General features: G+C 72.2%; 12 protein-coding genes. 7 read left to right on the top strand and 5 right to left on the bottom strand.

The features are described 5' to 3' along the window. The first annotated feature begins 107 nt into the window (after positions 1–107). The 3 genes from ACIF80_RS18060 (at position 108) to ACIF80_RS18070 (ending at position 4,365) form a co-directional block, all read left to right on the top strand. Complete coding sequence (locus ACIF80_RS18060) at positions 108–995, top strand: hypothetical protein (RefSeq protein WP_399805605.1); 888 nt, start codon at positions 108–110, stop codon at positions 993–995. A 142-nt stretch (positions 996–1,137) separates the two neighbouring features. Next, positions 1,138–2,694, top strand: coding sequence for a hypothetical protein (locus tag ACIF80_RS18065; protein WP_399805607.1), 1,557 nt, complete (start codon positions 1,138–1,140; stop codon positions 2,692–2,694). A gap of 30 nt (positions 2,695–2,724) precedes the next feature. Next, positions 2,725–4,365 (top strand): glycosyl hydrolase, encoded by a 1,641-nt coding sequence (locus ACIF80_RS18070; RefSeq protein WP_399805609.1) that lies wholly within the window; start codon positions 2,725–2,727, stop codon positions 4,363–4,365. Positions 4,366–4,508: 143 nt separating this feature from the next. Here the strand turns inward: ACIF80_RS18070 and ACIF80_RS18075 are convergent, their stop codons facing one another. Beyond that, positions 4,509–7,604, bottom strand: coding sequence for an AfsR/SARP family transcriptional regulator (locus ACIF80_RS18075; RefSeq protein WP_399805611.1), 3,096 nt, complete (start codon positions 7,602–7,604; stop codon positions 4,509–4,511). 206 nt (positions 7,605–7,810) lie between these two features. Between ACIF80_RS18075 and ACIF80_RS18080 the strand changes: the two genes are divergently transcribed. Both ACIF80_RS18080 and ACIF80_RS18085 read left to right on the top strand, forming a co-directional pair. Then, positions 7,811–9,475, top strand: a complete 1,665-nt coding sequence (locus ACIF80_RS18080) for a hypothetical protein (protein ID WP_399805613.1) — start codon at positions 7,811–7,813, stop codon at positions 9,473–9,475. A gap of 208 nt (positions 9,476–9,683) precedes the next feature. Further along, positions 9,684–9,986: a zinc-ribbon domain-containing protein gene (locus tag ACIF80_RS18085; protein ID WP_399805615.1), complete on the top strand. Its 303-nt coding sequence runs from the start codon at positions 9,684–9,686 to the stop codon at positions 9,984–9,986. Between the two features lie 26 nt (positions 9,987–10,012). Here ACIF80_RS18085 and ACIF80_RS18090 read toward each other — a convergent pair whose 3' ends face one another. Then, positions 10,013–10,255, bottom strand: a complete 243-nt coding sequence (locus tag ACIF80_RS18090; protein WP_399805617.1) for a hypothetical protein — start codon at positions 10,253–10,255, stop codon at positions 10,013–10,015. Between the two features lie 539 nt (positions 10,256–10,794). Between ACIF80_RS18090 and ACIF80_RS18095 the strand changes: the two genes are divergently transcribed. Then, positions 10,795–11,661: a sporulation protein gene (locus ACIF80_RS18095; protein WP_399805619.1), complete on the top strand. Its 867-nt coding sequence runs from the start codon at positions 10,795–10,797 to the stop codon at positions 11,659–11,661. A gap of 78 nt (positions 11,662–11,739) precedes the next feature. Here the strand turns inward: ACIF80_RS18095 and ACIF80_RS18100 are convergent, their stop codons facing one another. After that, positions 11,740–12,675, bottom strand: a complete 936-nt coding sequence (locus tag ACIF80_RS18100; RefSeq protein ID WP_399805621.1) for a M56 family metallopeptidase — start codon at positions 12,673–12,675, stop codon at positions 11,740–11,742. Between the two features lie 6 nt (positions 12,676–12,681). Then, a complete protein-coding gene (locus tag ACIF80_RS18105) occupies positions 12,682–13,071 on the bottom strand; it encodes a BlaI/MecI/CopY family transcriptional regulator (RefSeq protein ID WP_399805623.1) in 390 nt (129 codons plus the stop codon). A 140-nt stretch (positions 13,072–13,211) separates the two neighbouring features. Here ACIF80_RS18105 and ACIF80_RS18110 point away from each other — a divergent pair, with 140 nt between their 5' ends. Next, positions 13,212–13,523 carry a twin-arginine translocase TatA/TatE family subunit gene (locus tag ACIF80_RS18110; protein ID WP_399805624.1) on the top strand — a complete coding sequence of 104 codons (312 nt, stop codon included), beginning with the start codon at positions 13,212–13,214 and terminating at the stop codon, positions 13,521–13,523. A gap of 9 nt (positions 13,524–13,532) precedes the next feature. Here ACIF80_RS18110 and ACIF80_RS18115 read toward each other — a convergent pair whose 3' ends face one another. Further along, positions 13,533–14,330 carry a TIGR03943 family putative permease subunit gene (locus tag ACIF80_RS18115; protein ID WP_399806119.1) on the bottom strand — a complete coding sequence of 266 codons (798 nt, stop codon included), beginning with the start codon at positions 14,328–14,330 and terminating at the stop codon, positions 13,533–13,535. Between the last annotated feature and the right edge of the window lie 22 nt (positions 14,331–14,352).

Below are 14,352 nucleotides of genomic sequence, written 5' to 3' on the forward strand. Positions count from 1 at the left end.
GGTCGCGTGGTGACTGCCGTGCGCCGTACGCGGCCGGTCGGCGGGGCCGGACCCGGCACCGTTACAGGCTCCGTGCGGAGCAACCATCTCCCGGAAGGAAGGGTGACATGGCAGGCTCGGACTACTCGGACGACAGCACCGGTTCCCACGCCAGTTCCTACTCGTCCGTCACGATCAGCGACGACGGAAGGCGGGCGCAGGCCCAGGTCTCCCGTGCGTCGGTTCCCGACGACGCGCCCCCGCTGCTCAACGATGCCGGAACCGGCGTGTACGACCAGAACGCCCGGCAGTTCTACACGGTCACCCCGGACAACGAGCGGGGCAGTCAGGTCGCGCGGTGGAGCAGAAACACGGCGCAGTGGGTCTCGGAGCACCAGTCCCGCATCGTGAAGGCCCTGATCGACATCTCTCCGACCCTCATCCAGGGTGCCTCGTCCTTCGTGCCCGGCCGGGCCGGCACGATCCTGAAGGGCATCGGCATCGCCGCCCAGGGCGCGGTGGCCGGCCGGGGGCTCGTCGGCCAGTACCAGCAGCACCGCTCGGGCGGTCACGTCGACCCGGTCCAGGTCGGCGCGAGCCTCACCCGGCTGACGTCCACGGTGCTGAACACGTACTCGGCCGTGGGCGACAAGGACTCCGCTGTGACCAGGATGGTCGGTGGCGCGGGCTCCTGGGTGGCCGGCGCCGCGACGGCGGCCGACGCCGTGCACCACGCCCACACTGACCCGGGGCGAGTGGCGGACGACCCCGGCTACGAGATGTACGGGATGCACCGCAACCCGACGCTCGGGAACCAACCGGGCCAGTACCCGCCCGGATTCGACCCCGCCCCGGCGCCCCCGTCCTCCACGTCGTCCCTGCCGATGCCGGCCAACAACGCTCCGGCCGGGAACTTCAACCTGCCCATCAGCTCCACGGGGACCGACAGGACAACGGTGGAGGGGCGCGTGTCCAGGAAGGCCCAGGGCAAGAAGTCCGCCGGCCGGAGCCGCTAGGCCTGTCGTACGGCGGCCGCGTCCTTGGCAGAGGCGCGGACGCCGTACCGTGCCCCACCGTGACGTCCCGCTTGTTGAACCGTTGCCCCCGGCCCGCCCGTTGTCGCTTCCGTCAGCACCTCCGACCTGAAAGAGAGGCACCGTGGCGGATGACAACGCGGCCTCCCCGGGCCGGAACCGGTTGACCAAGGAGCGTCCCGAAGTCGGACTGGCGCGCGACCTGATCAAGACCGAGTACCGCCTGCGGGACGAGCGTCGCGACAACGGGCGGGGTCCGGCCGACACGGCGGGCCTCTGGAACCGTCTGGCGTCGGAGCTGCGCCGGCTCATGGACCGTCTGACGGGCCGGTCGCGGTCGGCGGCGACCCCGGCCGGCGGGGACCACGCGTCCGTCGGCGGACGGGAGGCCGACCGGTCCGAGCCGTGGCCGCCCGTCCCGGCACAGAGGCCGGCGGAGAGATCGTCCGAGACGTCCTCGGCGCAGTCGGCGCAGTCGGCGCAGTCGGCGCAGTCGGCGCAGTCGGACATGGCGCGCCTCGGGGAGAGGATCGGCAGGCTGTCGACGCTCCAGCACGAGGCCTTCGAGGACGCGGTTCTCCACCTGGTCAGGACCGACGAAAAGTGGAAGAAGGCGTTCGAGCAGTCCCCCGAGAGCATGCCGACCGTCGCGCGGTACGCCGCCAACGCGTACATGCGGGAGTCGCTGCGGGAGACGTCCCGGGCAGTGGACTCGCCCCAACAGGAACGGGCTTCGGTACAGGACACCGGACTGCGGACCGCGCCGGCCACGACCACGAACGCCTACACCGACAGCAGTACACAGACAGATACGAACGCGAGCACGAACACGGCTGTCTCCTCCCTCACCGCCGCCGAGGCCATGGAGGCCGCCCGGGACCGGATCATGGCCGCCGACGCACAGCAGTTCGCGGCGCTGCGCGAGCGCTGGGAGCGTCCGGCTTCGCGGGAGCGGCCGGACACCGCACCGGCCGTGACACAGGCCGCGGGGCAGGACCGGAGCAGCTTCGAGGTGCCCCGTCGGAACGAGACGACCGACGGCCAGGCCTTCCGGGCGGCCGAGCGGGCGCAATGGGAGCGCCTCGGCATCTCCCCCACCGCCATCCCGGCCCCCACCGACGCCCCCGACAACCAGGCCCTCCAGGCCCTCCAGGCAGCCCAGCAGACGCAATGGCAACGCCTCGGCACCAGCCCCACCGCCGCCCCCAGTGCCCAGGACGCCTTCGACGGCCAGGCCTTCCGCACCGCCGAGCAGACCCGACGAGAACAGCTCGACAACAGCCCCACCCTCGCCCCGCGCCCCGCCGACGCCTTCGACGGACAGGCCTTTCTCGCGGCCGAGCGGGCTGCTCAGCAGACCGGACGGGCCGCCCACGCCGACGGTCCGGTGGACAGCGCCCCTACGAGCGCGCCCCCGAGCCCTGAGCTTCCCAGCCCCCTGCTTCCGAGTCCCCTGCTGGCGAGTCCCGTGTCGCTCCCGGCACCGTCCGCGTCCCTGCCGTCCCTGCTCAGCGGCGACGGGCACGCGGTCCTGCGCAGCTCGCTCGACTCGCTCGCCCCCCTCCGCTTCCCCACGGCCCCGGGTGGCACCGACTCGCCGACGAGGTCCCACAGCCCGGCGCCCGCCAGGGCCCACACCATCCCCACCCGCACGAACTCCCAGCCGAAAGGACGGACATGACGTACGTCGCCCCACCCGGAGGCGTGATCCATGCGTAGACCCTTCATCCGTAGGCCCGTCATGCGCAGACGCACCTCGTTCCTGCTGGCGCTGCTCCTGGTCGCCGTCGGGGTCACCGGCACCGCCCTGCTGATCCAGAACCAGCGCTCGGACGACGTGAGCATCGCGGGGGCCCCGGCCGCCAACGCCGCCACCGGTGAGCACACCGTCACCTTCAAGAACACGACGGGCCAGCGGATCTGGATCGGCAGCACGGTCAACGCCGACGGGTCGGCCGAGCTCACCGGGCTGCCGACGCTGGACCCGGGCCAGTCGGCCACCATCACGATCCCCGAGAACTCCGGCGCCGGTCACTGGCGCGGCAAGTTCTTCGCCCGTGAGGGCTGCACCGGTGAGGAGGGCAGTACGTTCCACTGCGTCGTCGGCGACTGCGGACCGTACGCCGACCGGTGCTCGACCGGTGAACAGCCCACCGGACTGGCCGAGTTCAACTTCGATCCGAAGGACAGCCTGGCGCCCTGGTACAACGTCAGCTATGTCAACGCCGTCGCGTCGCCGATCACCATCACGCCGGACGGCGTGACACCGCCCGAGTCGGGCGAGTGCACGTCGGCGGGGTGTGTCGAGGACCTGCTCGCCGCCTGCCCCGCCGACAACCTTGTCAAGGACGAGGCCACCGGCCGGCCGCTGGTGTGCGTCAACCCGAACCGGGACGCGAAGACGCCCTACAGCGACGCGCTGGCCAAGAAGTGCCCGACCGCGTACAGCTGGTCCAAGCACGACGCCGAGCAGGGCAATCAGGTCGTCTACCAATGCCGGCAGTGCACCGGTATGACGGTCGCCTTCCACGGCAGCGGCGGCGGCACCCCGGCCGACACCGACGCCTCGCCCCCGCCCGGCCCCGCGGTCATCGAGCAGCCCGGCGGGGGCGGCGGCACCCCGGCCGCCTCCCGCAAGGGCATCAGCCTGAACCCCGTCGCGGGCGCCTCCGAGGCGCTGGCCGACTCCGGTTCGTCCTGGTACTACAACTGGGCCTCCTCCACCAACGGCGTCACCAGGCCGGAGGGCGTCGAGTACGTCCCGATGATCTGGGGCCCCGACTCGATCACCGACACCCAACTGGGCCAGGCCGCCAAGGAAGGAAAGGCGCTGCTCGGCTTCAACGAGCCGGACCATCCGGGCCAGGCCACCATGTCGCCCGAACAGGCGCTGGACCTGTGGCCCCGGCTGGAGTCCACCGGCCTGCGCCTGGGCGCGCCCGCGGTCGCCTCCGGCGGCGACCTCGAGGGCGGCTGGCTGGACCGGTTCATGAAGGGGGCCGAACAGCGCGGTCTGCGCGTCGACTTCATCCCCCTGCACTGGTACGGCGCCGACTTCGGCCCCGACGCCGTCAACCAGCTGCGCGGCTATCTCCAGGCCGTGCACGACCGCTACGGCAAACCGGTCTGGCTCACGGAGTACGCCCTGATCGACTTCTCCCAGAGCACTCCGCGTTACCCCAGCGAGCAGGAGCAGACCGCCTTCGTCCGGTCCTCGACCGAGATGCTGAACGGCCTGGACTTCCTGGAGCGTTACGCGTGGTTCGTGCTGTCCACCGAGACCCACCGGACGGGTCTCTACGACGGGGCGGTCGCCAACGCGAGCGGGCGCATCTACCGCGAGGTGCGCTGAGGCACTGAGGCACCCGTCGCAAGCCCATGGACGGTTCAACTCCGAAAACAACATCGGAGTTGAACCGTCCATGTCTCTTTCCCGTTGTGCGGGTGCACCCCGGCGACTGCGTGGCGGGGGCTCACGATCGAAGGAGATCCATGTCAGGCGGTCCGTTTCGGCGCAGCCCTTCGGGTACGGGCGTCGGCCGGGCCGTCCTGCAGGCGGGCGAGCCGCGCGCGGACCTTCTCCGCGTCCGGATGGCCCAGTTCCATGAAGATCTCCACGGCTTGGCGCCAGCTCGTCCGGGCGGTCTCCGGCTCCTCGGCGTCGAGATGGGCCTCACCGAGGTTGCCCAGCGTGTGGCCCTCGCCCCACCGGTTGCCGATGTCCCGGTGCGTCGCGAGCGCCAGATGGTAGTACTCGACGGCCTCGTCGTAGTGGCCGAGCCGATGGTGGACCGTGCCGAGGATGTCGAAGGCCACGCCCTCGACCCAGCGGTTGCCGCCGGCGCGCAGGACGACCAGTGCCTGTTCGAGGCAGTCGAGGGCGTCGGCGTACCTGCCGAGCCGCTGATAGGCATCGCCCAGATTGCACAGGGCGATGCCCTCCCCCCACACGCTGCCCACGGCACGGTCGAGGGCCAGCGCCCTGCGGCTGTATTCGACGGCCTTGGCGAGCCGGCCGGCCTGCAGGTAGGAGTCGCCCAGGTTGCCTATCACCACCGACCTGCCCTCCCTGTCCCCGAGTTCCCGGAACAGGTCCAGCGCCAGGTGCAGGCACTCGATGGCCTCGTCGAGGCGGCCGGAGTGGCGCAGCGCGGCGGCCATGTCGGCGAGGCCCTGGGCCTCGCCCTCCCGGTCGCCGGCGTCGCGGGCGGCGGCCAGGCCGGTACGCGCGGTGCCGAGCCAGTCCTGGATATGGCTGCGGAGGTAGAAGAACCCCCACAGGACGGCGGTCAGCCGCCATGCGGTGCCCGGCTGTCCGGACGCGGCTGCCTGGTGCACCGCGGCGACCAGGTGGGGCCGTTCGGTCTCACACCAGGCCAGCGCCTGTTCGTGCGTCGCGAACTCGAGCGGCCGGCACCCCTCGGGCAACGGTTCCAGAGCGATGCGGCGGCGGTTCGGGGTGATGTGCGGGTAGGCCGCGTCGGCGGTGTACAGGTACCAGGCCAGCAGCCGCTCGACGGCCAGGTCCCGCTCCTCGGGTGTCTCCTCGGCGCGGACCCGTTCGGCGGCGTACACGCGCAACAGGTCGTGCAGGGTGTAGCGGCCGGGGAAGTGTTCGGTGAGCAGGTGGGCACGGGTCAACTCGGCGAGGAGGCCGCGGGCCTCACGCGGCGGGAGCCCGGCGAGACCGGCCGCGGCGGGCGCGGAGATGTCCGGTCCGAAGTGCAGACCCAGCAGCCGGAACAGGCGTGCCGCCGGGGCGGGCAGCGCCTTGTACGACCAGGAGAACACGGCCCGTACGTCGGTGCTGATGCCGTCACCGCCGGCGAAGGCGTCCAGACTGCCGTGGCTGTCGCTCACCTCGTCGGCGATGGCGCCGAGCGGGAAGGCGGGGTGGGCACGGGCGTGGGCGGCGACGATGGCGAGCGCCAGCGGCAGCCGGCCGCACCGCGCGATGATCTCGTCGGCCGCTTCCGGTTCCGCGGCCAGCCGGTCGGTGCCGAGGCGCCGGGCCAGCAGGTCGTGCGCCTCGGCCGACGTCAGCTGGTCCAGCGTCAGGGGGTGCGCCCCTTCGCCGGCGACCAGGCCGGTGAGCCGATTGCGGCTGGTGACGATGACCAGGCAGCCCGGGGAGCCGGGCAGCAGTGGGCGGACCTGCTCGGTGTCGCGGGCGTTGTCGAGCAGGATCAGCACCCTGCGCTGCGCGAGCATGCTGCGGTACAGAGCTACTTGCGCGTCGAGACCGGCGGGGATCCGCATCGGGGGGACGCCGAGCGCGTCGAGGAAGATACGTATGGCCTCGTCCGGCGTCACCGCCGAGCCGGTCGGGTCGAAACCGCGCAGGTTGATGTAGAGCTGGCCGCCGGGGAAGCGGTCGGCGATCCGATGGGCCCAGTGCACGGCCAGGGTGGACTTGCCGATGCCGCCCATGCCGCCGATCGCGCTGATCACGACGGTCGTCGGGGGTCCGCCGTCCTCAGGCAACAGAGCATTGGTCCGGTCGAGTTCGGCGTGCCGGCCAGCGAAGGTCGGAAGATCGGGGGGCAGTTGCGCGGGGCGGGTGACTCCGGGCGGGGGGTCGTTCGGGTCGGAACGGTCGAAACGGTCGGTGTGGCCGGACCCGTCCGTCTGCCGGTCGGCCGGGCCGTCCGACTCCGGCTCGTCCGTCGCCCTGCCACCGTCCACCGTCCCGTCCACCGGGACGGCATCGGACGACTCGGACACCACGGACGGCTCGGCCTGTCCGGACGGCCGGACCTGCCTGTGCGGAGCCGGTGCCGGGGCGGGAGTCGTACCCGGGACCGGGTCGGGCATCAGGGCCGGGTCGGCCGCCAGAATGCGGTCGTGCAGATCCTGGAGCGAGGCGCCGGGCTCAATGCCCAGCTCCGTCACCAGGACATTCCGTGCCCCGCGGTAAGCGGCCAGTGCCTCGGCCTGCCGCCCGGACCGGTACAGCGCCAGCATGAGCAGCCGGCACAGTTGCTCCCGCAGCGGGTGTCTGCCGGAGAGCGTGATCAGCGGGCCGATCACCTCGTGGTGACGTCCGAGCTCGATGTCGAGGTCCAGCCGCGTCTCCACCACGGTCAGCCACTCCTCGCCCAACCAGGAGCGCGCCGACTCGGCCAGCGGGCCGTTGAGTCCGGCCAGCACGTCTCCCTGCCATCCGTCGAGCGCGGCGTGCAGCAGTTCCGCGGCGCCGGACAGGTCTCCGGCGGCACGCAGCTTCTTCGCCCGGGCGACCCGCTGCTGGAACACGACCAGGTCCAGGGCGTCGTCCGGAACCCGGAGCACGTATCCGTCCCCGACGGAGACGACCGTCCGGGGCGGCCCTGCCGAATTCCGGTCGGGCTCCAGGACCTTGCGCAGGCGCGACACATAAGTCCGCAGCACGGACACGGCGGCTGCGGGCGGCTCCGCGCCCCAGACGGCGTCGATGAGTCCACCGAGCGGTACCGGGTGTCCGTGGCGTAACAACAGGGCCGCCAGCACGACTCTCTGCTGCGGCGAGCCGAGGTCCAGTTCCTGTTCGCCGCGCCATGCCCGGACCGGCCCCAGCACAGCGAAACGAACAGAATTCTCGTAGACGTTCACCCTCGGACTCTAGTAAGTCAAGACTCCGTCGCCGGCCACTTTGACGGAATACGTCATTCCGTCCCGTGTCGTCGCCGGTTTCGCTGTTATCCCGCTTGTCACCGGGGAGTTGAACCATTTCCCCCCGGCATCCGTTGCGGTACGCGGGCCATGCCGATACGGACCCGGCCACGCCATGCGGCCGGGAACGTCAGAGAGGAACGCTTATGAGCCGTGACGCAGCGGACGAGCCGGTCGACGGAGGGGAACACGCCGAGTCCGGGAGCGCGCCCGAGTCGTCCCCGCACTTCACGGTGGTCATCTCCGGTGACGGCTCCGCCGCCATCGACGGTGAACCCGTGCCGGTGGCGGAGGGGGAGGCGGTCGACGCCGCGATCCTCGACACCCTGCACGGACACGCACGCGACCGGGGCACGACCGTCACGGCGGCGATCTCCGATCCCGCCGCGGGGTACGTGGCGTTCGTCGAGGTCTCCCCGGACGGTTCGAGCTCGCTGCTGGAACAGCAGGAGCCGGAGGCACCGGCACCAGTACCAGCACCGGCACCGGCACCGGCACCGTCCCTCGTGAAGGGGGACGCCCTCGACGATGCCGCCGACGACGAGCCCGCCGGTGGCACCGGTCCCGCGGTCGCTCCGGGCACCGATGCCGACGGGGACGCCTACGACGCCTTCGACGCCTTCGACGACTTCGACGAGGCGGCGTACGCGCTTCCCGAACCCGAGGGGCCGCCGCCCCCGCCTCCGTCCGGTGAGCCGGGAGCAGGGCCGGGACCGGAGTCCGGGACCGGGCCGGGTTCGGGTATCGGCATGGGTATGGGCATGGGCATGGGTATGGGTATGGGCATGGGTATGGGTATGGGACTGGGCCGGGGTTCGGGCTCCGGGCCGGAAGCCCGGCCGGAGCCGCCCGCCCGCCCCGTACCGCCGCCGAAGCCCGCCCGCAGGACCGCCTCCCGGCAGTCGGACGACGAGTTCGAGGGCCCCGGGCTGCTCAGCAGGCCCCTGGTCGTCGGGCCGGTGGCACTCGGTGTGGCCGCGCTGGTCGTCGTACCGCTGGTGATCCTGGGCAGCGGCGGATCGGACGGCGGCGGGAACCAGGAACAGGCCGCCGCCCGTGCGAGCAGTTCGCCTTCGGCCGAGGCGTCGCCGGCCCTCAAGACGCCCCCGCGGCCGATCCCGTCCCCGTCCGTTTCGACGTCCGCCTCGCCGTCGGCCAAGTCGAAGGACAAAGACAAGGACGACAAGGACAAGGGCAAGGACAAGCCGAAGCCGAAGCCGAAGCCGACGGACACCCCGGGGGCGAAGAGCGGTGGGGGCGTCACCGTCACCGTGACCGCGACGCCTCCGAAGGACACCACCACCGTCACGGCGAAGCCCCCGCAGGACACCGCCGCCAGTGCCGTGAAGCGGCTCGCCAGGAACGACCCGTCCGGACGGCACATCTGCTACCGCGCGTACGTCGCCGAGCAGGGCTGGCAGAAGCCGGTGTGCGACGGCACGATGGCCGGTACGGCGGGCCAGAACCGGCCGATCAAGGCCCTGAACATCGCGGTGCACGGCGTCGACGGGTCGGCCGCCAACGCGTTCCGTCGCTCGTCGAAGCCGGTCGACGGCCGGGGTGAGTGGGAGCCGAGCTGGACGGCCATCACCGGCGACGGCAAGAACTTCTACATCGGCAGCGCGAAGCGGAACGCCCCGAACATGCTGGGCTTCGCCATCAACGTCGGCAGCGGCGAGGTCTGCCACACCGTCCGCCTCCGCCAGCACGACTGGGCTCAGCGGACGTGCAGCAAGCCCCGCCCCGACTACACCTTCGGCGGCACCCTCAACAACGACGTCTGGCTGGAAGCCGTGAAGTTCACGGTGTGAACCGCACGGCTGCGGCAGCCTCCGCCGACGGTGCCGCGGCCGGGCGGACCTTCCCCGGAGTACGGCGGTCTTCGGGCTGCCACCTCGCCGGTCGCCCACTGATCACTCGTCGATCGCCCACCGACGGTTTACGGCCAGTACTTTCGTAGTAGTGGCAGTGGTAGCGGCAGTGGACGGTCGGGCGAGGGCCCGGGACAGGAGCGACAGCATGATCATTTTCGGCACCAAGGGGTACCTCTACCAGCTCGCGATCCTCACATTGGTGTGCTCCCAGTGCGGGAATCCCTCCGCGCACACACTCAGGAAGCGGGTCACGAAGTTCACGCTGTTCTTCGTGCCGCTGTTCCCGGTCTCGACGAAGTACGCGACGCAGTGCACCTTCTGCGGCGCCGAGGCGAAGGTGACCGCGGAGCAGGCCGAGCAGTTGCAGGCGCAGGCCTCGGGCGGTCCCGGTGGCGGTCAGGCGTACGGGCAGTCGCCCCAGCAGCACCAGCAGCCGTACCAGCAGTAATGCCGCAAGCCGCGGGCCCTCGGACGTCAGAAGTACGGGCCCGCGAGGACGGCCCACGCGGCGGCCACGGCGACGGGGACCAGGGCCAGGATCCAGCGGGGCTGGTGGCGGGGCGGGCGGGTGAACGCGAAGGCCAGGGCCGCCGCGCCCAGGGCGAGCGCCGCGTAGCCGGCGTACCAGCCGCGTTCGACGGCGCCCCACGCCCACAGGCTGATGCCGGTGCCCTCCAGCTCCTCCTCGAGCGCGCTGCCCGTGTACGGGTCGCCCACCCGGCCGCCACGGACGCCACCTGACAGGTCACCAGGGCCGCGAGGACGAGGAGGACGGGCGTGGGGAATCGTTCCTCCACCGTGTGCCGTACGCGCCACAGCAGATAGAGGACCACCCCCGTGACCGCCGGGGCGACCGACACCCCGTACGCCGCCGTGTAGAGCTTCGTGTACGCCCCGTCCCCCTCCGCTGCCGAGGGCGCGCCCGAGGCCGCCGCCGCTCCCAGCACCTCGGCACGGTCGAGGAGGCTCCAGATCTCCGGGATCGCCACGTACCGCGCCAGTACCCACAGGAGCACCAGCGCGCCGACGGCCGGCCACTTCGCCCTGGTGCGGAAGCGGCCCGCGTCGAGGACCCGGTCGGGCACGGTCATGGCCGGATGATAGCCACAGCGGCCGCACGGGCCCTCCGGGCAACCCGTCTATGCTCCACGCGGTTGTTCCCTCTGCACGGATGCGCGCAGGTGTACGCGGCAGATGTACGCAGCAGATGTACGCAGCAGATGTACGCAAGTGACAGGTAAGGAGCGGATGCCTCGATGGTGTTCAAGCGGCTGCTCGGTTCGCCGGGTGTGGGCGGGCCCTCGGTCGACACGGTTCTGGAGCCGGGGCCCGTCCGGCCCGGCGGGACGCTCGCCGGGCAGGTGCGGCTCGTGGGCGGCGACACCGCGTTCGACGTCGAGCAGGTGGCCCTTGAACTCGTGGCCCGGGTGCGGGACGAGGAGGGCGGGAGGGGGGCCGCCGTGTCGTTCGAGCGCTTTGCCATCGGCGGGGGGTTCCGCCTGGACGAGGGTGAGGCGCGCACCGTGCCGTTCGGGGTGACCCTGCCGTGGGAGACACCCGTCACCGAGCTGGACGGCCGGGACCTGGACGTCCGCCTCGGCGTGCGGACCGAGCTGGCGGTCGCCGGGGCGCAGGACCCGGAGGCCGACGACGACCCCGACCCCGATCCCGGCCTCGATCCGCTCGGTGTCGGCCCGCTGCCCGCCCAGGAGGCGATCCTCGGGGCGTTCCGGGAGCTCGGGTACGGGTTCCGGTCCGCCGGTCTCGAGCACGGCCGCATCGGCGGCACCGGGCAGCGGCTGCCCTTCCACCAGGAGATAGGGCTCACCCCCGCGCCCCCGTACGCGGACCGGGTGGAGGAGATCGAGCTGACCTTCCTGACCCACCCGGGCGGCATCGACGTCGTCCTGGAGGCCGACAAGCGGGGCGGCGGGAACGCGGGCGGCGACGACACCGGGCACGACGCGCTCAGCCGGTTCACCGTGGGTCACGACGACGCCCGCGACTGGGCCACCGAGGTCGACGGCTGGGTGCGCGAGCTGGTCGAGCACCGGGAGGCGTACGGCAGCGACAGTGCGTACGGGCACGGCGGACCGCACTCCTCCGGGCCGGGCATCGGCTGAGGGTCCGGCTCCCGCCACCGCCTCGCGGCGGTGTCACGCCAGCGGTGTCACCCCAGCGGCGTCATCACAGCGGCGTCATCACAGCGGTGTCGCCGTCCACAGGATCCAGAACAGGGTGACCGCCGCGTTGGCGGACGACATCGCCGACGCGGCCGTACCGGCGGCCGCTCCCCAGGCCGCCAGACCCGCCGAGGTGAACACCTCCGGCCAGGGCCCGGTCGCCGGAGCCGGGGCGAGCAGCGCCGCCACCCGGCGGGGGATCGGTCCCGGCGCCGCGAACGCGGGCAGGGGCGGGCCGCCGGCCCGGGAGGCGAGGGCCGCCTTGCCGATGGCGGTGGCGACGGTACGGCGGTCGCCGACCGTACGCGCCGCCTCCTCGTCCGCCCAGCGTTCCGCCGCGTACGACACCGCCGTGTGCAGGGGGCGCAGGAACGGGTTGGCGTGCGCGGCCAGCCGTACGGCCAGCAGGAACCGGTGATGGCGCGCGGTGAGGTGGGCGCGCTCGTGGGCGAACAGCGCGCGGCGTTCGGCGGGGGCGAGGTGGTCCAGGAGCGCGGTGGTGACCACGACGCGGTCGCGGCGCGGTCCGGTGCCCGGAAGGGCGTACGCGTACGGCGTGCCGTCGGGCAGGACCGCCACCTCCGTGTCCGGCAGGCCGTCCAGGGCACGGTGGGCGCGGCGGCGGGTACGGACGTGCCGCCACAGGGTCCGGGCGCAGGCCAGCAGCACCGCGCACAGCGCCGGGATGGCGGCCTTCCCCACGACCTCGTCGTACGGGACCGCCTCCCGCACCTCCGGGTCCGACCAGCCGTCGGGCAGCGGGTTGCCGGGCAGGGTGGCGGTGCCGACCACCATCACCAGGCCCAGGCACACCGTGCTGCACACCGCCATCACCGCCGCCACCCAGGTCAGCATCCGTGTCGCGGTCCGCGGGTGGAGATGCTGGGCGGCGAGCCGGGCGATCGGCCACGCCGTCAACGGCAGGACGAGCGGCAGGAAGACGAACACCCCCATGAGGCTTCAGTCTTCCCCGTCGCTCCGGGGCTGACTCAGCAGTTCCCGCAGCAGCCGTTCGTCGTCCGGGCCGAGACCGGTGACGAAGCTGGCCAGGACCGCCTCCCGGTCGCTCTCGGCATCCAGCACCCTGCGCATCCGGTGGGCGGCGAGACCGGCGTGGTCGGAGGCGGGGGTCCAGGCGAAGGAACGGCCCGCGCGTTCACGGGTGACCGCGCCCTTCGCGAGCAGCCTGGTGAGGATCGTGATGACCGTCGTGTAGGCGAGGTCCTCGCCCAGGCGCTCCTGCACCCAGCCCGCCGTCGCCGGGCCGTCCGCCTCCCGCAGCGCCGACAGCACCAGCGACTCCAACTCGCCCTGCCCCCGCCGCCGGTGATGCCGGCTGTGCTCGACCACGGCCTGTCTCCCTTCCGTCGCCCTCCCGTTCCCGGGCGGTCATCGTATAGACGAGCGGACACCGTCAAATTCTCTACATTGCTGTAGATTCTACGGGCGGCATCCGGCAACGGCTCACGAGAAGGACGGACGGACCCCCAATGTTCGGACTGAGCGAACTCGCGATCATCCTCATCGTCCTCATAGCCGTGCTCGCGGCGAAGAAGCTGCCCGAGCTCGCCCGCTCGGCCGGAAAGTCCGCCCGCATCCTCAAGGCCGAGGCCCGCGCGGCGAAGGCGGAGGCGCAGGAGGACGAGCGGCGGGCCCAGTCCCACCAGCCGCACCAGCCGCAGGGGGAGCAGGGGGAGCAGCCGGACGCCCCTCGTGTCATCCAGGGCGAGACCGTCATCAAGGGTGAGACCGTCGCCCGGGACGCCGCCGCCGACGGCAGCCGCACGCAGCAGCAGCGATAGCGCGCCCGTTCAGCCGTTCCAGACCTCGTCGTACGGGTCGTTCGGGGTGGGGACCGGCTTCGCCGACGTGACCTCGAAGTAGGGGACGGGGCCGTCGTTGACCGGGTCCTTCGTCCGGCGCGGGCTGTAGGTGCCGGTGACCTCCAGCCAGGCGTCCGGCTGCAGCACCGGGGGGACCTCACCGGTCAGGGCGATCTTGACCGGCAGGCCGTCCGCGGCACAGCAGTTGAGGGAGATGCGGACCAGGTAGGGAACGCCGGACGGGTCCAGGGCGACGAAGCCGGTGATCTCGATGGGCCGGTCGCGGAGGTCGCGGCCGTCGTCGTAGACCGCGCGGGCCGCGTACTCCCCCACTCCGAGGCGGAGCGTTCCCCCGGCGGGAAGTTCCGGGAAGCCGAGCGGCTTCTGCAGGGCCGTACCCGTGTGGGTGGCGCTGTACGAGCCGAGGGCCGGCGGCGCCACCAGGATCAGGGCGAGGACGGGAAGGGCGAGGAGCCAGGAGACACGGGGCTCGTGGTGCCCCCGGTCGTGGTCGTGCCCGCCACCGTCACCGTCTCCGCTCTCGCCACCGTCACCGTCTCCGCCCTCGCCACCGTCGCCGCTCCCGTCGCGGTCACGCTTTCCGGACGCTTCGCGCCACTCGTACCAGACCGTCGCCAACGCCGTCACGACGAGTACGGCTCCGCACAGCAGGAGCAGCGGGCGCAGGCCGGCCTTGACGTAGCGCAGATGGAGGTCGGTCAGCCCGGCGTGCAGCACGGTCGCGCCCAGGAGGAACAGCAGGGCCGCCTGCGCCTGCCGGTTCAGGTTCAGGTTCGGGTTTCGACGC

This window comes from Streptomyces sp. NPDC085927, from assembly GCF_044540975.1.
GTDB classification, from domain to species: Bacteria; Actinomycetota; Actinomycetes; order Streptomycetales; family Streptomycetaceae; genus Streptomyces; species Streptomyces hirsutus.